Below are 21469 nucleotides of genomic sequence, written 5' to 3'. Positions count from 1 at the left end.
GATGTGTCTAAGGAGCTGAAATTTATCTCACCACAGGTAGGAGCGGGGCGCGGGCCGGTGCGGCAGCGCGCGCCACTATTTCACGTTTCGTTAGTCATCCGTGCTGGCGAGTTTCCAGAGCACAGCGCCAATTGCGGCCCCTACAAGCGGGGCCACCCAGAAGAGCCAGAGCTGGGCAAGGGCAGGGCCGTCTGCAAAGAGCGCAACGCCGGTGGAGCGGGCCGGATTGACGGAGGTGTTGGTCACCGGGATGGAGATTAGGTGGATCAGGGTCAGGGCCAAACCAATGGCGATGGGACCAAAGCCGATGGGCGCGCCGTGGGACGTGGCCCCAAGGATGATAAAAAGGAAGGCCGCTGTCATCACAATCTCGGTGATCAGCGCGGAGATCATGGAATAGCCTTGCGGAGAGGCCTCGCCATAGCCGTTGGAGGCAAAACCACCTGCGCCTGCGAAATCCGGTGCGCCGGAGACAATCAGATAGAGCACAAGCGCGGCGGCGATGGCGCCCACCACCTGTGCGATCCAATAGGGGATCAGGTCTTTGCCCTCAAACCGACCCGCAATCATCAGGCCAAGACTGACCGCCGGATTGAAATGCCCGCCGGAGATATGGCCCACCGCATAGGCCATGGTAAGAACGGTGAGGCCGAAGGCCAGGCTGACACCGAGCCAGCCGATACCCACATCGGCAACGCCAGCGGCGAGGACCGCGCTGCCACAGCCGCCGAGAACAAGCCAAAAAGTGCCAATAAATTCTGCAAATAATTTGTTGAACATAACGTACCTCATAAATCACATGGGCGTGATGGTAGGAGGCGCGGGCTTTCAAAGGAAGCCTTTTGTCAGAGGCACTTGGGGCGTGAAGTTGGTGCAGCGGCACAGAGCTCAAAGAAAAACCGCGATTATAGATCTTATACCAATATTGGGCCGCTAAGAAAAATCGGCGCTCTTGTCTGGGAGGATTTCATATGTGAACAAAACCTCGTCCCGGTCATCTCCCCTGTTTTGGTTCAGAACATTCAAAATTTGCATACAAGCAAAATAGCCATTTTTATTTTCAATACAGACAATTTCACCTTCTTTCGGTTGAACGTTTCTGTTGCTGTAGTCCAGCTTGGTTGCGTCTTTGATTTCTGAAAATGTTCCAGTGCCAGTCGCTATTGCAACCCGCCTAATATTTTCTGGATACGAATAGAAGTGCACTGATTCATTTCCTGCTCTAGAAAACTTAAGCGTAAATTTTGAATCACCCTCGCCAATTTCAAAGTCACCGTTGTTTGAATTGTAGTTGAATGTGATACGGCCCTTTATTCGTCTGGAATAGTTTGTTGCTTTGAAGGGCCACCACACCCCCAAGAGGGTCGTGATACCACCAACCATGACGACTAAAGGTTCCATTTGGAAAGCGCAGTCTACATTCTCAAGTATGAGCCAGAGGATAGACAATGCGATAAACAGAAAGGCCAAGATAGTAAGGGCTTTTCGTTGATTTCGTTGATAGCGATATAGGGTGTTGTGCAAGTCTATAACCTCTGTATTTTGATGGGGGCCTAGTTCAAGCCAACCTTCCTGTGGCGATGAAACTGCTTTGTGGACTTATCTGAATTGCAAAAAGAAAAACCGCCGCGGCCCGGAGGCGACGGCGGTGCATGTTTCCCAATGGGAAGATCTTTACTTGGCGCCTTTGGCAACCGGTGCGGCAGCAGGGGCTGCGGCGGCGACCGGAGCGGCTTTGCCGCCGGTCAGCGGGTCTTCCTGACGCTGCACGGAGCCTTCGAAATGCGCGCCGCTTTCGATGGCGATGGTCTTGTGGATGATGTCGCCTTCCACACGGGCGGTGGAGGTGAGGCGGACTTTCAGGCCGCGCACGCGGCCCACGATGCGGCCGTTGATGACCACGTCATCGGCAATCACTTCGCCTTTGATGGTGGCGGTTTCGCCAACGGTCAGCAGGTGGGCGCGGATATCGCCTTCAACGGTGCCTTCGACCTGAATGTCACCGGTGGTTTTCAGATTGCCGGAGATGTGCAAATCAGAGGACAGCACGGAGGCTGGCGGCTTTGCCTTTGGCGCGGATTTGAAATCGCTCGCTTTGGCAGGGGCCGCAGGAATAGCGGATTCGGCAGCGGGGGAGGCCGGAGTGTCAGATTTCGGTGCGGGGTCGTTGATTTTGCTTTTAGAAAACATCTCTTCCAGCCTTGATAAATGTCATCGGGTTCACAGCACGGCCATTGACGCGCACCTCATAGTGTAGATGCGTGCCGGTCGAGCGTCCAGAGTTGCCCATATCACCAATGCGGTCTCCGCGCGAGATTCTTTGACCAACTTTTACGCGGATTTTCGCCAGATGCGCATAACGTGTCTCAATTCCGTGCTCGTGCCTGATTTTTACCAGGCGGCCGTAGCCGGATTGCCAACCCGCATGCACCACCACGCCATCAGCGGTGGAATGGATCGGAGTGCCGTAGCGGGCGGCGAAATCGGTGCCTTTGTGCATCCGGCCCCAGCGCATGCCAAAGCCTGAAGTGTAGCGGAAGGCAGACTTCACAGGGTTGGCAAAAGGCACGGTTTCAGCGGCAATGCGGTACATGTTGAGCTGGTCAAGCTGTTCCAGCAGACGGTTGGCACGCAGGGTTTCGGCGGTCAGCTCGCCGCCTTTGGAGGAAAAGCTGAGGGGCAGCAACGGGCCGCCCTGACCGCTATAGCCGCGACGGACCTCATCCATCAGACTTTTGGGGTCGAGCCCTGCGGCGGTGAACATCTTGTTCAAAGGCTCGACAGAGACGGTCATGGCGTCTTCGAGCTGGCGGAAGATCTGGTCGTTCTTCTCTTCCATAAGAAGCAGCTCGCGCTCCATTTCATCTGCGGCTTCAGAGGCAGCGCGGGCGTCGGCCACCAGCTGGTCACGCTCTGCTGCGGTTTCGGTCAGCGCAGTGGCGAGCACATCCAGCATGTCGTTGCCCAGCGGCGAGGTGCCGATGAGCGCGGTCTGGGTTTCGGCTTCGGCCTGATCGCGGGCCACCACTTCGTCGCGCGCGGCCTCACGTTCCTGCATGGTGCGGCGCAGGGTGGCCTGAATGACTTCGATGCCGGTTTCCAGCTCGCGGCGGCGGATTTCGGATTCAAGCAGTTGCGACTGCATCATGGAGACCTGCTCCAGTGCGGTGTTAAAACGCGCCTGTGCCGAGAGCGCCTCATCGGTGCGCGCGTCACGTTCTGCGGAGAGATAATTGAGGCGCTGCTCATAGGTCATCTGATCGCGCTTGGCCTGCTCACGGAAATTGCCGGAGCCGATGCTGTCCATCAGCAGAATCGCAGTTGCGATGATGGTCCAGGCGACAATGGCAGAGGAGCCAAGGAAGGCGATCAGCTGGGTGCTGGGCCGCAGACGGATGAAGCGGGTGTCGTTGTCTGATCTGAGGAAAAGACGTCGTTCCGGAAAAAAGCGTTCAAGCACCGAATGCAATCGGATCGCGAGGCGTGTTCTCACGTTAGTACCCTTCGTATTGTCCCATCCCCGAACGCCTCACCCCCGAGACATTCATGTTCTGACATCTGTTAACCGATATCTTGCGGCAAAGTCTTAACGGCGCGATGGGGGCGCGGCAAGGATTTTGACCTTCTGGTACAGGGCACGGCGCATATGCGCGTATTGATCGGCGAATTGTCGCCGAGATCGGCGATGGCGCGTCCAAGCGTCGCGCCATTAACCATGTTTTCGAAGAGGTTAGCAGATGTGCTAGCGCGCGTAGGCCGGTGGTTCTTCGTCGGCGAGAGGCCAGTAGAAATCCGGTGGCAGACCGGCGTCGGCACGTTTTTCCTCGTTAAACGGCGGCTTGAGCGCGCCGTGGAAATAGCGCTGCACGAGGGCGTGAAATTGCTCTTTGGGGTCAAGCGCGTGGCGGCCGCAGAGGAAGTTGAACCATTTGGAGCCATAGGCCACATGGCCGACCTCTTCGGCATAGATGATGCGCAGGGCTTCCAGCGTTTGCTCGTCTTTGGCGTTCTCAAAGATCTTGATCATGCCCGGCGTCACATCCAGCCCGCGCGCCTCAAGCACCATGGGCACAACAGCGAGGCGACCCAGAAGATCATCGGCCGTGTCCTCGGCGGCGCGCCACATGCCGGCGTGAGCAGGGAGCGCCCCATAAAAGCTGTCTTTAGCTTCAAGGCTGTCGCACACCAGATTGAAATGATTGGATTCTTCGGCGGCGGATTTCACCCAGTCGTCATAAAACCCAAGCGGCATTTCGGTGTCGGTGAAGCGCGCGATGATGTCCCAATGCAGGTCCACCGCATTGAGCTCGATATGGGCGACGGCATGCAGCATGGCGATGCGCCCCTGCGGGCTGCCGGGGCGGCGACGGGGCACGTCACGCGGATCGAGAAGCGCGGGCTCTGCCGGGCGGGCCGGCTGCATCGGCGGCGTGGCCTTGCCAATGGGCAAAGGCGCACCGGCCTCACGGGCGGCAAACCAAGTGGCGGCATGTTGTTTGGAAAGGGCCGTTTTGGCGCGGCCATCGGCGGTGGTGAGCACCTCCACCGCCATGTCTGCAAGAGATTGCACCATCAGAGCGCCTTCACCGCCTCGAGCACCTCTTCGGCGTGGCCGGGCACTTTGACCTTGGGCCATGTGCGCGAGATCTTGCCGGTGCTGTCAATCAGAACGGTGCTACGGACAATGCCCATGAAGGTTTTGCCGTACATCTTTTTCTCGGCCCAGACGCCAAAATCCTCGCAAACAGAGCCGTTTTCATCGCTCAAAAGAGGCACGGTAAGCTCTTGTTTGGCAACAAACTTATCGTGACTTGCCATGCTGTCCTTGGAGATGCCAAATACCTTGACCCCTGCGGCTTCAAATTCTGCCAGCAGGCCGGAGAAAGCGACGGCTTCCTTGGTGCAGCCAGAGGTGTTGTCACGGGGGTAGAAAAACAGCACAACCGGCGCAGGGCGCAAGGCAGAGAGAGTGACCTCTGCACCGCCTGTGGACGGCAAGGTGAAATCGGGGGCCATCTCATTGACATCAATCATGGTCACACTCCTTGTTATGGGCCACCAGGGGGCATGTCTGCCGGGGTTGGGTCAAACAGCGCCAGGCGTTATAGTTTGTTGATACAGGCTTCCGAATATCAGAACACACAGAGGCATCAACCCTGACAAAGATCAGTCTGGATACTTCCCCGGAAGGGGACGCGCCTGTGCAGGCCGATGAGGACGCAGACGCCGCGCACCACGATGGGACCGCACTGGAGGCGGAGACATCGGAGGATGCGGCGCGCGGACAGGATGCGGATGCGCCGGAAGAGGCTGTGTCTGATGCTGCGTCTGATGCTGTGCCGGAAGAGGGCACGCTGAGTGAACCGGAGACCTCAGCCGCGTCGACGGAATCCGATGAGGAAGAGGGCGAGGATGAGGGTGAGCCAAAGGGCCGTGTGCGCCGGTTTGGCATACTCGCGCTTTTGAGTCTTGCGGTGCCTGCGCTGTTGATTGCGGCGGCAGGGGTGGTCCTTCTAAGCAGCGGGCCGATCATTGCGCCGGAATGGCTGCGCAGCAAGATTGAGACCGAGCTGAGCCGCCAACTGGCCTCGATTGATGTGCGGATCGAGGATGTGGCGCTGGAATTTGAGCAGGACTGGGATCCGAGTATTCTGATGCGCGGGGTGCAGGTTCTGCCGGAGACCGGCGGCGGCGCGGTGAATGTGGAGCGGATCAATGTGCGCCTTGCCTTTGCGCCGCTGATGGATCGGCAGGTCTCGTTCCGCGATGTGCGTGTGTCGGGCGTGACGCTCACCGGTGTGCGGCAGATGGATGGCCGCCTGCGGATTGTGTTGGGGCAGGTTGCCGGGCAGGGCGCGTTGCAGACCGATACGGATGTGTTCACCTTTGGCGAGCAGATCGAAGAGTTTCTGGAATTGCCGACGCTGGCGCATCTGGATGCCTTTGTGATCGAGGATGTCACGCTGCGGCTAGAGGATCTGCGCGCGCGCAAGGCGTGGACCGTGGATGGCGGGCATGTCACCCTGCGGCGTGAAGGCGATACGGTGGAGCTGTCATCGCAAATGACGGTGCTGGGCGGGCGCAGCTATGCCAGCACAATCGAGGCCTCGCTGACCACGCGCTATGGCACTCTGGCCACGGATTTTGGGCTGAACTTTCAGGACATTCCAAGCGAGGATTTTGCCTCTCAGGCGGCGGCGCTGCGCTGGTTGCAGATCTTGCGGGCACCGATTTCGGGCGCGCTGAGGGCGAGCCTTGATGAGCAGGGCCACCTTGGCGACGTCAACGCCACGCTGCAGCTCGACGAAGGGGTTCTGCAGCCCGGTGGCGAGGTGCGGCCGGTGCCCTTTGAGAGCATGCGCAGCTATCTGACCTATGAGCCTGCGCGCAGCGCAATCCGCTTTGATGAGCTGTCGCTGGCCAGCGATCTGGTGCGGGTGTCTGCCTTTGGGGAGGCGTTTTTGCGCGGCCCGGAAGGCAGCGTGCCGGATGAGTTTCTGGTGCAGCTGACGCTGAACGAGTTCCGCGCCAATCCGCGCAATCTGGACGATGACCCGATCGCGCTGGAGCGCAGTTTTGCGGATTTCCGTCTGAAGCTGGATCCGTTTGAGCTGGATCTGGGGCAGCTGGTGGTGCGTCAGTCGGGAAATCAGGTGGTGCTGGATGGGCGTTTGGGCGTGGATGGGCCGCATTGGGATTATGCGCTGAATGGCAAGATGGATGAGGTGCAGGCCACCAATGTGCTCTCGGTCTGGCCCAAAAGTCTGGAGCCAAAGCCGCGCAAATGGGTGGCGGAGAACATCCGGCAGGCGCGGATCAAGAATGTGGATCTGGCGGTGCGGTCTCGCGGGGCGGAGCCACCTGATCTTTACGTCGGCTTCCAGTTTGAGGACGCGGTGGTGCGGGCGGTGAAAACCATGCCGCCGATTGAGGGTGGCGTGGGCTTTGGCATTGTCAAAGACAACAAGTTTCAGGTCGCCGTGGAAGAGGGCTATGTGGAAGCGGATCAGGGAGGCCGGATTGATGTGACCGGATCAAGCTTCACCGTGCTCGATATGCGGCTGAAACCCTCTCCGGGGCGGGCGGATGTGAAGGCGGAAGGCCCAATCACCGCGGTGCTGTCGCTTCTGGATCGCGAGCCGCTGAAGCTCTTCACCAAGGCCAAGCTGCCGGTGGATTTTGCCCCCGGGCGCGCGGTGCTGGCCGGGCATGTAGAGATGCTCTTGAAGGATAAGCTGCCGGCTGAGGAAGTGCATTACGACATTTCCGGCGATCTGCTGGATGTGACCAGCACGCATTTCATTCCCGACAAGGAGATGAAGGGCAATTTCACGGTGCATGCGACGCCGGAGCGGGTGGATGTGCAGGGAAAGGGCACTCTGGCGCAGATCCCTGTCACCGCGCATTGGCATATGTTTGGCGGCAAGGAGAACGAAGGGCGCAGTTGGCTGACGGGGACGGCGGAGCTGAGCGAAGCGGCTCTGGAGGCATTTGAGGTTGGGTTGCCCAAGGGCACCGTCTCTGAGGTTGGCACGCTGAATTATGACATGGAGATCGTCCGTGATGTGCCGCCCAAGCTGACGTTGACCTCAGATCTGGTGGGCGTGCGCATGTCAGTGCCACCCATTGGCTGGCGCAAAGCGGCAAAGACACCCGGCAGCCTGGCCATCGAGATGACAGTGAAGGAGCCGCCCACCATCGACAGCGTGCGGTTTGAAGCGCCGGGGCTGGCGGCAGAAGGCGATATTACCATTGCCCCAAGCGGCGGGCTGGGGGTGGCCACCTTGGACAAGCTGACCGTTGGACGCTGGCTGAGCGGCTCGGGGCGGCTGCGCGGACGCGGCACGGCGCCCCCTGCGCTTGAGCTGACCAGCGGACGTCTGGACATGCGCAATATGCCCGACACCGGCGGCAGCGGTGCAGGTGGTGCGGCAGGGGCTGCCAATGCCAGCGGGCCGATCACTGCGCAACTTGATGAGGTGGTGGTGACCGATGGCATCCGGCTTGCGCCGATGTCAGCTGAGCTGAGCACGCAGGGCGGGTTGTCCGGGCGGTTTTCCGGCAATTTCAACGGCGGACCTGCGGTGAGCGGGCTGCTGGCGCCCCATGCCAACGGCACGCAGGTGCAGGTAAAATCCAGTCAGGGCGGGCAGATTGCAGCCTCGATGGGGGTGATCAAAGCCGCCAAGAACGGCGACATGACGCTGGATCTGATCCCGCGCGGCGCCAAGGGCGAATATGATGGCCAGCTGAGCATCAAATCGGTGCGGGTGCAGCAGGTGCCGGCGATTGCGGCGTTGCTGAATGCGATCAGCGTGGTGGGGCTGATTGATCAGCTTAATGGGCCGGGGCTGTTTTTCTCAGATGTGTTTGCCAAATTCCGCATCACTCCTGCGCAGCTGATTGTGGGGGAAAGCAGTGCGGTTGGTCCGTCTATCGGTCTCTCGGCCAATGGCACCTACAGTTTTGCGCAGCAATGGTTTGATATGCAGGGCACAATTTCGCCGATTTACGCGGTGAATGTGGTGGGGCGGCCCTTTGCGCGGCGCGGAGAGGGGTTGATCGGGTTCAACTACCGGATGCGCGGTCCGGCCTCCGATACATCCATTTCGGTCAATCCACTCTCGGCCTTGACGCCGGGCTTCTTTAGAGAGATTTTCCGCCGTCCGCCACCGGACCTGAGCAACTGACTCGCCAGCCCCTCCAACTGACACAGCATACGGCGCAAACTCTGATGCAGCTTTCTGATTTTGACTTCGACCTCCCGGAGGCTTTGATTGCCACACGCCCTGCGGAACCGCGCAGCTCTGCGCGGCTTCTGGTGGCCAAGGGTGATGAGATCATCGACGGGGTGGTGACCGACCTGCTGGAGTGGCTGCAGCCCGGTGACCGGCTGGTGTTAAACGACACCAAGGTTATTCCGGCGCGCCTGTCGGGCTATCGTGTGCGCAGCGGGCCTGAGGGCGAGACCCAGGCGCGGATGGAGGTGACCCTTCTGGAGCCGCGCGCCGGTGGCGCTTGGGCTGCGCTGATCAAGCCGTTGAAGAAAATCCGCGAGGGCGAAGAGATCATCTTTGCTGCCGGTCTGAAGGGGCGGCTGCTGTCCAAGGAAGACGGGCAGGGCGTGGTGCAGTTTGATCTGCAGGGCGATGATTTTGACGCCGCTTTGGAGGCGGCGGGCAATATGCCGTTGCCCCCCTATATCGCCGCCAAACGCGCAGCGGATGACAAAGACAAGACAGACTATCAGACTGTCTGGGCAAAACACTCCGGCGCGGTGGCCGCGCCGACGGCCTCGCTGCATTTTGACGAGGCGCTTTTGGTGGCGCTGAAGGCGCGCGGTGTGCGCTTTACCCATGTGACCTTGCATGTGGGGGCGGGGACGTTTCTGCCGGTGAAGGTCGAGAACGTCAAAGAACATAAGATGCACGCCGAATGGGGCCGTGTGACCGAGGCGGCGGCGGCGGAGATTGCCGCCACCAAAGCCGCTGGCGGGCGGGTGATCCCGGTGGGCACCACTGCGCTGCGTCTTATTGAAAGCGCCGCAGAGGGCGGAGAGATTGCGCGGTGGGAAGGTAATACGGATATTTTCATCTATCCGGGGTTTAAATTCCATGTGGCGGATGCGTTGATGACCAATTTCCACCTGCCCAAATCGACCCTGATGATGCTGGTCAGTGCGCTGCTGGGCCAGGACCGGATCCGCAATGTCTATGACCATGCGGTGAAAGAGGGCTATCGGTTCTTCTCTTACGGGGATGCGTCGCTGTTGCTCCCCTAAAGGGGGGCGTCGCAGCGCTGATGGTGTAGGGGCCAGCCCCCACACACAGGTTGTAATGGGGGGCAGCCCCCATACGCAGGTTTGAGCGGGGGCCAGCCCCCACGCCCCCGGGATATTTCGGGAATGAGAAAACGGCTCTGGTGGCAGGGCAGGCGCAGGCGATAGTGGTGCTGCGCTGATAAATAATTCAGGCTGCGTGCAAAACGACATCTGTTTGTCGTGATTGACAGCGATAGGGTGCACGCGGCATTTGCAAATGGATGCAAAGGTGAGAAGGTCTCAGAATGGTTGAGTTTTTTAAAGGCGCCTGGGCGTTGCTTCTGGGGATGTTGCTCTTGATGGTGGGCAACGGCATGCACGGCACGCTGCTGGGTATTCGCGGCGAGAGTGCGGGGTTCTCCACCTTTGAGATGTCGATGGTGATGTCGGCCTATTTTGTCGGCTTTCTCGGCGGCAGCCGGATGACCCCGGAGATGATCCGGCGGGTTGGGCATGTGCGGGTCTTTGCGGCGCTTGGCTCGATGATCTCGGCGGTTTTGATTCTGTTCCCGACGCTGGAGCATCCGATTGCCTGGATTCTGGGGCGGGTGATCATGGGGTTCTGTTTCTCCGGCGTGTACGTGACCGCGGAGAGCTGGCTCAACAACGCCGCGAGCAATGAGACGCGCGGCAAGGCGTTGTCGCTTTACATGATCGTGCAGATGATCGGGATTGTGACCGCGCAGGGGCTGATGACCGTGCCGGATGCCACAGGCTTTTTGCTGTTTGTGATCCCCTCGGTGCTGGTTTCGATTTCCTTTGCGCCGATTTTGCTGTCGATTTCGCCGACACCTGCGTTTGACACCACCAAACCCATGAGCCTGAAAGAGCTGTTTCACAACTCCCCGCTTGGGGTGGTGGGCATGTTCCTGCTGGGCGGGGTGTTCTCTGCACAGTTTGGCATGTCGGCGGTGTTTGCCACCCGTGCCGGGCTGACCCTGACCGAGCTCAGTGTGTTCATTGCGGCCTTCTATGTGGGGGCGACGATCTTCCAATATCCGCTGGGCTGGCTGAGTGACCGGATGGACCGCCGCCGCCTGATCATGATTGCCTCTGTGATTGGCGCAGCGGGGGGCGCAATCGGTTTTGTGGCGGGTGACAACTACTATCTGCTGTTGATCGCGGCGCTGGTCATTGGCGGGTTCTCCAACCCGCTCTATTCCATGCTGATTGCCCACGCCAATGACTTCCTTGACTATGAGGATATGGCTGCGGCCTCCGGGGGCTTGGTGTTTGTGAATGGGGTTGGCGCAATTGCCGGCCCGATGATCACCGGTACGGCGATGGATCTGGTGGGGCCGAGCGGCTTCTTTATCTACCTCGTGTTCCTGCTCGCGGCCCTTGCAGTCTATGCGCTTTATCGCACAACGCGCCGTCCGGCGGCGGCTGTGGAAGACACTGGCAGCTTCACCGCAGTGATGCCCCATGCCTCCCCATTGGTTGTTGAAGTGGCGCAGGAAGTGGCCATTGAGACCGCTATGGAAGAAGAACAGGAGGCGGCTGCCGGATAAGGCGAGCGTGGCATTGGGGCACCTGTGTTGCCCCAATCGCGCCCTGTGTCGCACCGTTGCAATTTGTGACTGTTCAGCTCTCGAAGTTTCTGTGTAACATTTTTATTACGAAGCTCCTTGGGGGGGAGCAATTTGAGAAGGAGTGGGGGCATGGTTCGTCCCGAAGAAGTTCTTTCGTTCTGGCTTGATGAAGTTGGTCCGAAGGGGTGGTATGAGGTCTCTGATGTGTTGGATGAGACCATCCGAAATAAGTTCATGAGCACATGGGAAAAGGCGCGTGATGGCGGGTTGGGTCAATGGCTGACCTATGCCAGCGGCACCTTGGCCTATCTGATCGTCACAGATCAGTTCCCGCGCAATATGTTCCGGGGCAGTGGCACCGCTTTTGCCACGGACCGGAAGGCGCTCTGTGCGGCGAAATCAGCGCTGCACAAGAAGTGGGATCAGAGGATTGACGGCCCGGCGCGGCAGTTTTTCTTTCTGCCGCTGATGCACTCGGAAAACCTGTGTGATCAGGAGCAATGTGTGCGGATGTTTGTGGACCGTATGAAAGATTGCGAGAGCAACCTTTTGCATGCGCAGGCCCATCGCGAAGTGATCCGCCAGTTTGGCCGGTTCCCGTATCGCAACGCAGCACTGGCGCGGCCCTCAACAGAGCTGGAAGCCGCTTATGTTGAAAAAGGCGGCTATGGCCACACCGTGCGGCTTTTGCAGGCCGCACAGTAAGCCACAGCAGGCTTTATGAGCCTTCGTTGATCGGCGCGTCACCGGTTTGTCGCAGGTGGCAAGCAGCAAGCTTGCCCAAGCCCGCGCTTGCCCGCGCCGACAGCTGCTCCACACCTGCACTCATCAGACGGTCTGGCGTCTCCGCCAGCGTGCGCAGGTTGCTGTTGATGTCCTCAAGTTGGGATTGCAGCGCATTGGCGCGGGCCTGAAGGGCGGCGGAGCCCGGCAGGTTTTGCGCGGCCCCTTGCTCAGACAGGGCGGCGAGATCGCTGCGCAATCCGCTGACCTCTGCTTGCAGGTTTGCGACCCGCTCCTGCATCGGTTTCACAATCTGCAGATTTTGCGCGAAGCTTTCGACCACACGTTCGGCGGTGCCTGACAGCTGCCAGAGCAGAAATAGGCACAGCGCCACAAGAATGAGGGTGGCGTTGAGCAGGGCAAGCAGCAGGTCTTTTATGGTTTTTTTCATGGGAGCGCTCCGGGGATTGCGGGGGATTGCGGGGGATTGCGGGACTATCTGTTGCGCGCAATGTGCGCCGAAAGCGACGCGATCTCTAGCGGAAATTTGCCCGTCATGCGCGCGGGCGGCTTTGTTGAAGCGGGGTGAGAATCCCAGTAGGCTCCGATCTTGAAGCAAGACTTGGCAGGCGAGGAGCAGCACCATGGCAGAGAAGACCTTTGATATGATCGTCATTGGTGCGGGGCCGGGCGGCTATGTTGCCGCGATCCGGGGCGCGCAGCTGGGGCTGAAAGTTGCCATTGTCGAGCGCGAACACATGGGCGGGATCTGCCTGAACTGGGGCTGTATTCCGACCAAGGCGATGTTGCGTTCTGCCGAAGTGTTTCACCTTATGGAACGGGCGGCGGATTTTGGCCTGAAGGCGGAGGGCATCGGCTATGACATCGACGCGGTGGTCAAACGCTCACGCGGGGTGGCCAAACAGCTGAGCAGCGGCGTGGCCTTCCTGATGAAAAAGAACAAGGTTGAGGTCTTTATGGGGGAGGCGACGCTGCCCGCCAAAGGCAAAGTCTCCGTGAAGACCGACAAGGGCGTTGAGGCGCTGAGTGCGAAGAACATCGTGCTGGCCACCGGCGCGCGGGCGCGAGAACTGCCTGGGCTTGAGGGTGATGGCAAGCGGGTCTGGACCTACAAGGACGCGCTGGTGCCGCCGCATATGCCCAAGAAACTGCTGGTGATTGGCTCCGGTGCAATCGGCATCGAATTTGCGAGTTTTTATAACACGCTGGGCGCGGAGACCACGGTTGTCGAAGTCATGGACCGCGTTTTGCCGGTTGAAGATGCTGAGATAAGTGCTTTTGCCAAAAAGCAATTTGTCAAACAGGGCATGAAGATCCTTGAGAAATCCATGGTCAAGAAACTGGACCGTGCCAAGGACAAAGTGACCGCGCATATCGAGACCGGTGGCAAACTCACGACGCAGGAATTTGACACGGTGATCTCTGCCGTGGGGATTGTCGGCAATGTGGAGAACCTCGGGCTGGAAGCGCTGGGGGTGAAGATTGACCGGACCCATGTGGTGACCGATCAATATTGCGCCACTGGTGTGGAGGGGCTCTATGCGATTGGCGATATCGCGGGGGCGCCGTGGTTGGCGCATAAGGCGAGCCATGAGGGCGTTATGGTCGCGGAGCTGATCGCGGGTGGGAAGCCCCATCCGGTGAAACCCGAAAGCATTGCGGGCTGTACCTATTGTCATCCGCAAGTGGCGAGCGTGGGCTATACCGAGGCCAAGGCCAAAGAGCTGGGCTATGATGTGAAAGTCGGGCGTTTCCCTTTCATTGGCAACGGCAAGGCGATTGCTTTGGGCGAGCCTGAGGGCATGGTGAAGACGGTGTTTGATGCCAAGACCGGCGAGCTTCTGGGCGCACATATGGTGGGGGCGGAAGTGACCGAGCTCATTCAGGGCTATGTGGTCGGGCGGCAGCTGGAGACCACGGAAGCGGAGTTGATGGAGACTGTCTTCCCGCATCCGACGCTGAGCGAGATGATGCATGAAAGCGTGCTCGATGCCTATGATCGTGTGATCCACATCTGATTGTAAGAACAAGAGAATTTGAGATGCGCCTCCGCTCTGACGGAGGTGTTTCAAGGAGTGTTTGGGTGAGCAGAACACAATGGTATTGGCCGGTTGTGGTGATCTGGCTCGCGGGCATTGGCGCGGCGGGGCAGTTTGCCAAGATCAGCGTGACCTTTGACCAGATTGGTTTGCTCTATCCCGAAGCGGGGGCCAGTTTGGGCTTTGCGCTGTCGATCCTTGGCACGGCGGGGATTTTGTTGGGGGTGGTCTCTGGCGTGTTGGCAAGCCGCATCGGCATTCGCCGGACGTTGATTGGCGGTTTGGCGTTGAGCGCGGTGGTGTCTTTGGTGCAGGCGATGGGGGTGTCGTTTGACGCGTTCCTTGTGAGCCGTGTGATCGAAGGGCTGGCGCATCTGGCGATTGTGGTGGCGGCTCCGACCTTGATCGCGCGTGTTGCGCCGGAGGAAAAGCGCGCCTTTTCGCTGACGCTGTGGGGCACGTTTTTTGGTGTGGCCTTTGCGCTGTTTGCCTGGGTCGGACGGCCCTTGGTGGCAAGCTATGGTGTGCAGGCGATGTTTCTGGCCCATGCGATCTGGATGGCGGGCAGCGTGGTGGCGGTGAGCCTGCTCAAACTGCCAGAGGATGCGCCAAGCGCGCCGGGCGGGCTGAGCCTTCGCGGGCTGTTGAGGCGGCATTGGGAGATTTACCGCTCGCCGTTTTTGAATGCGGCTGCGGTGGGCTGGCTGTTTTACACCTTCTGTTTTGTGAGCCTGCTGACCCTGATCCCGCCCTTTATCGCACCGGAGTGGCGGACCTTCACCGTAGGGGCGATGCCGTTTATGAGTATGGTGACTTCGATGACGCTGGGTGTGTGGCTGCTGCGCTATCTTTCTGTTTTGCAAGTGATTGTCTGCGGCTTTCTGGCCTCTGCGGGGGCAGCGGCCATGTTGCTGATCCTGCCGGGCGCGCCTTTGGTGTGTTTGATCTTTGCCGGGGCGCTTGGCCTGATCCAAGGGGCGAGCTTTGCGCTCGTGCCTGTGCTAAACGAGACTGCCGCTGACCGGGCGGATGCCAATGGGGTGTTTGCGCAGGCGGGCAATCTGGGCAACACGATTGGCACGCCGATCCTTCTGGGTGTTCTGGCGGTTTCGGGCTATGGCGGGATGATTGTGGTGATCCTTGCGGCGCTTTTGGCGGGGGCGTTTGCGCATCTGGGATTGGCCCGCGCCCGTGCGCGAAAAAGCGTCATCCGGTGAGGGGTTCAAAACGTAATCAACCCTGATTATGTGTGGGCCTTGCGAACGGGCTTGGCGAATGGTTTTGTTCTCTGTATGTTCGCGATAACTGAGGGGCAGTGAGTCCGTGGGGCCGCTGTCTGCTGCCGCAGCCGTTGGGGGTATTGATGGCCGAGCTGAAAAATATCGAGGTGCGCGGGGCGCGCGAGCACAATCTGAAATCCATCGACGTGGATATTCCGCGCGATCAGCTGGTGGTGATCACCGGCCTGTCGGGCTCCGGAAAATCCTCGCTGGCCTTTGACACAATCTATGCGGAAGGGCAGCGGCGCTATGTCGAGAGCCTGAGCGCCTATGCGCGCCAGTTCCTTGATATGATGGAAAAGCCGGATGTGGATCACATCAGCGGCCTGTCACCGGCGATTTCGATTGAGCAGAAGACCACCTCCAAAAACCCGCGCTCCACAGTGGGCACGGTGACGGAGATTTATGACTATCTGCGTCTGCTGTTTGCCCGCGTGGGCACGCCCTATTCGCCTGCCACCGGCCTGCCGATTGAGGCGCAGCAGGTGCAGGACATGGTCGACCGGATCATGGGCCTTGAGGAAGGCACACGCGGCTATCTGCTGGCCCCGATTGTGCGCGACCGCAAAGGCGAGTACCGCAAGGAGTTCCTTGAGCTGCGCAAGCAGGGCTTTCAGCGGGTGAAGGTGGATGGGGAGTTCTATGAGCTCGACACGCCGCCGACGCTGGATAAGAAATTCCGCCATGACATTGACGTGGTGGTCGACCGTCTGGTGGTGCGTGAGGGCATGGAGACCCGGCTGGCGGACAGCCTGCGCACCGCGCTGGATCTGGCCGACGGCATTGCTGTGCTGGAGACCGCCCCCAAGGAGGGCGATCCGGAGCGGATCACCTTCAGTGAGAAATTTGCCTGTCCGGTCAGTGGCTTCACCATCCCTGAGATCGAGCCGCGGCTGTTTTCCTTCAACGCGCCCTTTGGGGCCTGCCCTGATTGTGACGGCTTGGGTAAGGAGCTGTTCTTTGATGAGCGGCTGGTGGTGCCGGATGTCACGCTGAAGGTCTATGACGGGGCGTTGGCACCGTGGCGGAAGGGCAAATCGCCTTACTTCCTGCAGACCATTGAAAGCCTCGCCAAGCACTATGGCTTTGACAAGAACACCCCGTGGAAGGATCTGGACAAGAAGGTCCAGCAGGTTTTCTTGTATGGCTCCGGCGATGAGGAAATCGAATTCCGCTATGACGAAGGCGGGCGCGTTTATCAGGTGTCGCGGGTGTTTGAAGGCGTGATCCCCAATATGGAACGCCGCTATCGCGAGACCGACAGCAACTGGATCCGCGAAGAGTTTGAGAACTATCAGAACAACCGTCCCTGCGGAGCTTGCCGCGGCCACCGTCTGCGCGAAGAGGCGCTGGCGGTGCGGATTGCGGAGAAACATGTGGGCCATGTGGTGCAGCTGTCGATCCGCGAGGCGCTGGCCTGGATTGAGAGCGTGCCTGCGAGCCTGACGCCGCAGCGGCAAGAGATCGCGCGGGCGATTGTGAAAGAAATTCAAGAGCGCCTTGGGTTCCTGAATAACGTGGGATTGGAATACCTTACGCTGTCTCGTTCAAGTGGCACTTTGTCTGGCGGGGAGAGCCAGCGGATCCGTCTGGCCAGCCAGATCGGCTCTGGCTTGACCGGGGTGCTCTATGTGCTGGATGAGCCCTCCATCGGCCTGCACCAGCGTGACAATGACCGGCTGTTGACGACGCTCAAGAACCTGCGCGATCAGGGCAATACCGTGATTGTGGTGGAGCATGATGAAGAGGCAGTGCGCGAGGCGGATTATGTTTTTGACATAGGCCCGGGGGCCGGGGTGCATGGCGGGCAGGTGGTCTCCAAAGGCACGCCAGCAGATATTGCCGCCGATCCAAAATCGCTGACCGGGCAGTATTTGTCCGGTGCGCGGGAGATCGCGGTGCCCACGGAGCGGCGTGAAGGCAACGGCAAGACCGTGAGCGTGGTGAAGGCCACGGGCAACAACCTCAAGAAGGTCACGGCGGACTTCCCGCTGGGCAAATTTGTCTGTGTGACCGGTGTGTCTGGGGGTGGTAAATCCACGCTGACCATTGAAACCCTCTTTAAAACCGCCTCCATGCGCCTCAATGGCGCGCGCCAGACCCCTGCGCCCTGTGAAACCATCAAGGGTCTGGAGCATCTGGACAAGGTGATCGACATTGACCAGCGTCCGATCGGACGCACGCCACGCTCCAACCCGGCCACTTACACTGGGGCGTTCACGCCGATACGGGACTGGTTTGCCGGGCTGCCGGAGGCCAAGGCGCGCGGCTATAAGCCGGGGCGGTTTAGCTTCAACGTGAAAGGCGGGCGCTGTGAGGCCTGTCAGGGCGACGGGGTCATCAAGATCGAGATGCACTTCCTGCCGGACGTGTATGTGGAATGTGAGACCTGCAAAGGCGCGCGCTACAACCGTGAAACGCTGGAGATCAAGTTCAAAGGCAAGAGCATTGCCGATGTGCTGGATATGACCGTGGAGGAGGCGCAGGAGTTTTTCAAAGCGGTGCCGAGCATCCGTGACAAGATGGACGCGCTGATGCGGGTTGGTCTGGGCTACATCAAGGTGGGCCAGCAGGCGACGACCCTGTCAGGCGGTGAGGCGCAGCGCGTGAAGCTCTCCAAAGAGCTGGCGAAGCGCTCCACCGGTCGCACGCTCTATATTCTGGATGAGCCGACCACCGGTTTGCATTTCGAGGATGTGCGCAAGCTTTTGGAAGTGCTGCATGAATTGGTCGATCAGGGCAATACGGTTGTGGTGATTGAGCACAATCTGGATGTGGTGAAGACCGCGGATCACATCATTGATATTGGCCCGGAAGGTGGTGACGGCGGTGGTAAGATTGTCGCCAAAGGCACGCCGGAAAAGGTCGCCAAGGTCGCGGCCAGCCACACCGGGCGTTATCTGAAAGACATGCTGGCTCCTAAGAAGAAGGTGGCGGCGGAGTAGCGCTGGCGCTGAGGGAGGTTTGCAATGTTAGGTAGGGGGCGTTGCCCCCTCGGCCTGCGGCCTTCACCCCCAGGATATTTGACGAATGAGAAAAGGGCGGCCCTTCAGCGGGCCGCGCTGGTCTGAAGCCTGTGTTTGGGTCAAATGCGGGAGGCGGCTTTGGGCGTGTGTGCTGTGTCGGCCAGCCGGAGCGGCAGGATGAACATCAGCAGGAAGCCAAGATTCAGCACTGCGTTGAACCACGCGCCTGCGGCGATGGAGCCGAGGCTGTCGACCACAAACCAACTCCAGATCCCGTAGGAGATGATTTTGCCGCCGGTTTGTGGGTCTTTGACATAGACCAGCGTGATGACTTGCCACAGTGTCACGCCGAGGCCGACGAGCACGCCGCCACCGATGGCTGCGAGAACCTGATCCGTTTTGTCTGAAAAACGCTGCTGGTCATCCAGTGGCAGGTGGACCAGATCGCTGAACCAGCTGAGCAGGCCGAAGGATTGAGTGAGCAACGCGAGCAGGGCGCCGAGCCCCATGGCGATGGAGAGGCCGCAGCCGCATTTGAGAGAGGTGATGACGCGATCCTGTGTCATTTGAGGTGCTCCTTTGTCTGATGACCGAAGGCTGCGCGGCTTCATGCGGCAAAACAATTACCTCTGAGGTAAGTGCGCGGGCGCAGATCTGCGGTATGGTGACGGGAGAGCAGGGAGGGGCGCTGTGGGGCTGGAGTTTGGAGCAACCTTGAAGGAATGGCGGCAGGCACGGCGGGTGAGCCAGCTGGATCTGGGGCTGTCTGCCGGGGTGAGTGCGCGGCACATCTCGTTTCTAGAGACAGGGCGTTCGCGACCCAGCCGCGGGATGGTGTTGCGGCTTTGTGAGCAGTTGGATGTGCCGATTGCGCAGCGCAACCGCCTGCTGATGGCGGCGGGATTGAGCCCGGCTTATGCCAAGCGCGATTTGAGTGCCGAAGAAATGGCACCGGTTCAGGCGGCAGTGGACTGGACGCTGAAACGTCATGAACCTTATCCAGCGGTGGCGATCGACAGGCACTGGAATTTGGTGGCTGTCAATGGAGTTGCTGAGCGCATTCTGGCCGGGTTGGGAATGGCGCGCGGAGACAGTCTGATTGAGATGATGATCAACTCGAATGTCCTGAGGCAAGCCCTTGTGAATTATCAGGAAATTCTCGCGCATATGGTGGCACGCCTGCGTGTGGAAAGCGCGCATTTTGGGCATGACGATGTGCTGGAAAGTGCCATAACGCGGATGTCTGATCTGCTGACATCCGAAGGATGGGCTCTGGAAGGGATGAAGCCTGCGATTATCCCGGCGATTTATGAGTTCGGTGGAGTCAGGATGTCCTTTTTCTCCACCATCAGCCAGTTTGGCTCGACAGAGGATATTGCGCTTTCGGAACTGCGCATAGAGATGATGTTCCCGGCAGACGAAGAGACGAGGCTGGCGCTGGAAGCGATGGCAACTTGAGCGTTGTCGCTGATCAAGCCGCCATCAGCGCGCGCGTCTCGTAGCTGCGCAGGCTCGGGCGGGCTGAGATGTCGCTCAGGCCGATGCCGCGGCGGTTCATCACCGCGCGCAGGGAGCGGTTGGCGATCGGGTCAAAGCTGCGCAGGGTTTGCATGCCGGGTTGAAAGCTCTCGCTCCACTGGCCTTCGGACAGGAGCAGCTCATGCTGGGACATGAGGATGTGGAAATAGGTGACCGGAGATGTGCTCTCGCAGATGGTGACATCACGCCCGTCCACGAGGTCTTTGGCTTTGACCAGAACCTCATCACAGCCAAACAGCAGCTCCGCGCGCGCGCCATAGATCAGCACGCGATGTTGAGGGGAGACCACCAGATCGCGGTCGTTGTCCAGCACGCCGGCCTTGATGCGGATCGGCAGGGATTCCGGGCGGGGTGGCATTTCGGATTTGCCGATCCAGACAATGGGTTGCAGGCCGGAGTCTAATGTTTCCACCAGCATGCCTGCGCGCAGGTCCTCGACCAGAATATCGCCCTCTGCGGTACGGATCAGGGTGCCGGGTGTGAAACAGGGCGGGCGCTGTTCGATCTCCACAAGCGCGGTGTCGGTCTCGCCTGCGGAATCCTCAATGGTGTAGTTGAAATAGACGGTTTCATTGTCGGTGTCAGCATCCACGGTGAGGGTGCCATCGGGGTTGAGGGTCACCTCCTGACCGGTGTCGAGGATCACGCTGTCGGGAAGGCCGGTGGTGGGATCCGCGCTGACGGGAATGCCATTGATATGGGTGATGGTCAGGGTTGGGCCTGCGGTGGAGTTGTCGTTGTCCAAGACATCGAGGGTCTTGCTGCCGCCGAATTTGATGGAGACCTCGTCATCCTGCGCCACAATGGCGGTCTGCACCGAGCCGCCTGCGATCAGAAGGTTGGAGTCGTAGTTGCTGTCGGTTGCGTCCGCGATGCCGATGACCAGTTCGTTCACCCCGTCCTGTAGAGGAGCCACGAAGGTCAGGGTAACGGTGAAGCCGTCCATTTCGGTGTTGAACTGATCATTGCTGTTGTCGACGTAGATGTTTTCATTGGCGTCGTTGATGTTGCCGATGGAGGCTGAGCCGTCGCCGACGGAGATCTGGGCTTCCACCCCGTTCACCCAGACCCCGATGGCGTCATTGTAGCTGAGAAATTCGGGGTATTCTTCGGAGGAGAGCACGAAGTCGATGGTGAGCAGTTCCCCGGCGGAGCCGTTGAAATCAATCACCATATAAGAGGCGTCAAAGGTGTTGGTGCCAGCGGCGGCGTTGAACAGCGCGTTGTTGTTTTCGCCGGTGGTGTTGGTGGAGGTGTTGCCGCGCACATTGGTGTTGGTGGTGCCGCTGTTGTTGGTGAAATCACGCGCATAACCAGTGGAGAGGATGACCCCGCTGTCCGCCGGGGCGACGCCGGGGCTGGTGCTGTCGGCGCCGGTGTAGATGCCCGAGCTGAGCGTGTCTCCGACATACTGTGACGAGACGATGCGGGAGGGATCGCCGAAGATTTCGGCGGCCATGGCATCGGCGGTGGCCGATGTGTTGATGTTCAGTTCCGTTGCGATCGCCATCTGATGCCCCTCTCAGCGGTCTGCTCTTGTGCCGTGCGA

The 21469-nt window shown here is 59.7% G+C and carries 17 protein-coding genes; 8 read left to right on the top strand and 9 right to left on the bottom strand.

All coding sequences use genetic code 11. From position 1 onward, the window contains the following. Window positions 1-90 precede the first annotated feature (90 nt). The 6 genes from aqpZ to ACO07T_RS15040 all read right to left on the bottom strand — a co-directional run bounded on the left by aqpZ (window position 91) and on the right by ACO07T_RS15040 (window position 5034). The gene (aqpZ, locus tag ACO07T_RS15065) at window positions 91-780 is read right to left on the bottom strand and encodes an aquaporin Z (protein WP_209062284.1); all 690 of its coding nucleotides are present in this window, start codon (window positions 778-780) and stop codon (window positions 91-93) included. 153 nt (window positions 781-933) lie between these two features. After that, window positions 934-1524, bottom strand: a complete 591-nt coding sequence (locus tag ACO07T_RS15060; RefSeq protein ID WP_422050076.1) for a hypothetical protein — start codon at window positions 1522-1524, stop codon at window positions 934-936. A 150-nt stretch (window positions 1525-1674) separates the two neighbouring features. Then, window positions 1675-2190 carry a bactofilin family protein gene (locus ACO07T_RS15055; RefSeq protein ID WP_209062286.1) on the bottom strand — a complete coding sequence of 172 codons (516 nt, stop codon included), beginning with the start codon at window positions 2188-2190 and terminating at the stop codon, window positions 1675-1677. Further along, complete coding sequence (locus tag ACO07T_RS15050; RefSeq protein ID WP_422050075.1) at window positions 2180-3493, bottom strand: DUF5930 domain-containing protein; 1314 nt, start codon at window positions 3491-3493, stop codon at window positions 2180-2182. The genes ACO07T_RS15055 and ACO07T_RS15050 overlap by 11 nt, the downstream gene beginning before the upstream one ends. A gap of 249 nt (window positions 3494-3742) precedes the next feature. Further along, on the bottom strand, window positions 3743-4573 hold the full coding sequence (locus ACO07T_RS15045; RefSeq protein ID WP_422050074.1) for a ferritin-like domain-containing protein: 831 nt from the start codon (window positions 4571-4573) through the stop codon (window positions 3743-3745). Beyond that, window positions 4573-5034: a peroxiredoxin gene (locus ACO07T_RS15040; protein WP_209062292.1), complete on the bottom strand. Its 462-nt coding sequence runs from the start codon at window positions 5032-5034 to the stop codon at window positions 4573-4575. Before ACO07T_RS15040 ends, ACO07T_RS15045 begins: the two co-directional genes overlap by 1 nt. A 167-nt stretch (window positions 5035-5201) precedes the next feature. Between ACO07T_RS15040 and ACO07T_RS15035 the strand changes: the two genes are divergently transcribed. From ACO07T_RS15035 to ACO07T_RS15020, 4 genes are all read left to right on the top strand, one after another. After that, entirely contained in the window at window positions 5202-8690 is a 3489-nt protein-coding gene (locus ACO07T_RS15035; RefSeq protein ID WP_422050073.1) for a hypothetical protein, read from the top strand. A 44-nt stretch (window positions 8691-8734) separates the two neighbouring features. Then, a complete protein-coding gene (gene queA / locus ACO07T_RS15030) occupies window positions 8735-9781 on the top strand; it encodes a tRNA preQ1(34) S-adenosylmethionine ribosyltransferase-isomerase QueA (RefSeq protein ID WP_422050072.1) in 1047 nt (348 codons plus the stop codon). Between the two features lie 284 nt (window positions 9782-10065). Then, entirely contained in the window at window positions 10066-11331 is a 1266-nt protein-coding gene (locus ACO07T_RS15025; protein ID WP_422050071.1) for an MFS transporter, read from the top strand. Between the two features lie 150 nt (window positions 11332-11481). Continuing rightward, complete coding sequence (locus ACO07T_RS15020; protein ID WP_422050070.1) at window positions 11482-12057, top strand: DUF924 family protein; 576 nt, start codon at window positions 11482-11484, stop codon at window positions 12055-12057. A gap of 13 nt (window positions 12058-12070) precedes the next feature. Here ACO07T_RS15020 and ACO07T_RS15015 read toward each other — a convergent pair whose 3' ends face one another. Further along, window positions 12071-12526 carry a hypothetical protein gene (locus ACO07T_RS15015; RefSeq protein ID WP_422050069.1) on the bottom strand — a complete coding sequence of 152 codons (456 nt, stop codon included), beginning with the start codon at window positions 12524-12526 and terminating at the stop codon, window positions 12071-12073. Window positions 12527-12719: 193 nt separating this feature from the next. On the opposite strand from ACO07T_RS15015, the gene lpdA reads away from it, so the two are divergent. From lpdA to uvrA, 3 genes are all read left to right on the top strand, one after another. Then, window positions 12720-14114 (top strand): dihydrolipoyl dehydrogenase, encoded by a 1395-nt coding sequence (lpdA, locus tag ACO07T_RS15010; protein ID WP_422050068.1) that lies wholly within the window; start codon window positions 12720-12722, stop codon window positions 14112-14114. Between the two features lie 65 nt (window positions 14115-14179). Beyond that, window positions 14180-15352: an MFS transporter gene (locus ACO07T_RS15005; RefSeq protein ID WP_422050067.1), complete on the top strand. Its 1173-nt coding sequence runs from the start codon at window positions 14180-14182 to the stop codon at window positions 15350-15352. Window positions 15353-15498: 146 nt separating this feature from the next. Continuing rightward, the gene (uvrA, locus tag ACO07T_RS15000; protein WP_209086346.1) at window positions 15499-18360 is read left to right on the top strand and encodes an excinuclease ABC subunit UvrA; all 2862 of its coding nucleotides are present in this window, start codon (window positions 15499-15501) and stop codon (window positions 18358-18360) included. A gap of 140 nt (window positions 18361-18500) precedes the next feature. Here uvrA and ACO07T_RS14995 read toward each other — a convergent pair whose 3' ends face one another. Next, entirely contained in the window at window positions 18501-18947 is a 447-nt protein-coding gene (locus tag ACO07T_RS14995) for an excinuclease ABC subunit A (RefSeq protein ID WP_422050066.1), read from the bottom strand. A 124-nt stretch (window positions 18948-19071) separates the two neighbouring features. On the opposite strand from ACO07T_RS14995, the gene ACO07T_RS14990 reads away from it, so the two are divergent. Continuing rightward, entirely contained in the window at window positions 19072-19839 is a 768-nt protein-coding gene (locus ACO07T_RS14990) for a helix-turn-helix domain-containing protein (RefSeq protein ID WP_422050065.1), read from the top strand. Between the two features lie 13 nt (window positions 19840-19852). Here the strand turns inward: ACO07T_RS14990 and ACO07T_RS14985 are convergent, their stop codons facing one another. Further along, window positions 19853-21430, bottom strand: a complete 1578-nt coding sequence (locus ACO07T_RS14985; RefSeq protein WP_422050064.1) for a Hint domain-containing protein — start codon at window positions 21428-21430, stop codon at window positions 19853-19855. Window positions 21431-21469 lie beyond the last annotated feature (39 nt).

Source organism: Shimia sp., from assembly GCF_965227725.1.
Taxonomy (GTDB): Bacteria; Pseudomonadota; Alphaproteobacteria; order Rhodobacterales; family Rhodobacteraceae; genus Shimia.
Note: the sequence above shows the minus strand (reverse complement) of the source record. Positions and strands in the feature narration are given on the sequence as shown.

What these genes read in the sequence shown, in the direction of transcription:
- aqpZ (WP_209062284.1), bottom strand. Translation starts at nt 780, where the DNA reads ATGTTCAACAAATTATTTGCAGAATTTATTGGCACTTTTTGGCTTGTT.
- ACO07T_RS15055 (WP_209062286.1), bottom strand. Translation starts at nt 2,190, where the DNA reads ATGTTTTCTAAAAGCAAAATCAACGACCCCGCACCGAAATCTGACACT.
- ACO07T_RS15045 (WP_422050074.1), bottom strand. Translation starts at nt 4,573, where the DNA reads ATGGTGCAATCTCTTGCAGACATGGCGGTGGAGGTGCTCACCACCGCC.
- ACO07T_RS15040 (WP_209062292.1), bottom strand. Translation starts at nt 5,034, where the DNA reads ATGATTGATGTCAATGAGATGGCCCCCGATTTCACCTTGCCGTCCACA.
- queA (WP_422050072.1), top strand. Translation starts at nt 8,735, where the DNA reads ATGCAGCTTTCTGATTTTGACTTCGACCTCCCGGAGGCTTTGATTGCC.
- ACO07T_RS15025 (WP_422050071.1), top strand. Translation starts at nt 10,066, where the DNA reads ATGGTTGAGTTTTTTAAAGGCGCCTGGGCGTTGCTTCTGGGGATGTTG.
- ACO07T_RS15020 (WP_422050070.1), top strand. Translation starts at nt 11,482, where the DNA reads ATGGTTCGTCCCGAAGAAGTTCTTTCGTTCTGGCTTGATGAAGTTGGT.
- ACO07T_RS15015 (WP_422050069.1), bottom strand. Translation starts at nt 12,526, where the DNA reads ATGAAAAAAACCATAAAAGACCTGCTGCTTGCCCTGCTCAACGCCACC.
- lpdA (WP_422050068.1), top strand. Translation starts at nt 12,720, where the DNA reads ATGGCAGAGAAGACCTTTGATATGATCGTCATTGGTGCGGGGCCGGGC.
- uvrA (WP_209086346.1), top strand. Translation starts at nt 15,499, where the DNA reads ATGGCCGAGCTGAAAAATATCGAGGTGCGCGGGGCGCGCGAGCACAAT.
- ACO07T_RS14995 (WP_422050066.1), bottom strand. Translation starts at nt 18,947, where the DNA reads ATGACACAGGATCGCGTCATCACCTCTCTCAAATGCGGCTGCGGCCTC.
- ACO07T_RS14985 (WP_422050064.1), bottom strand. Translation starts at nt 21,430, where the DNA reads ATGGCGATCGCAACGGAACTGAACATCAACACATCGGCCACCGCCGAT.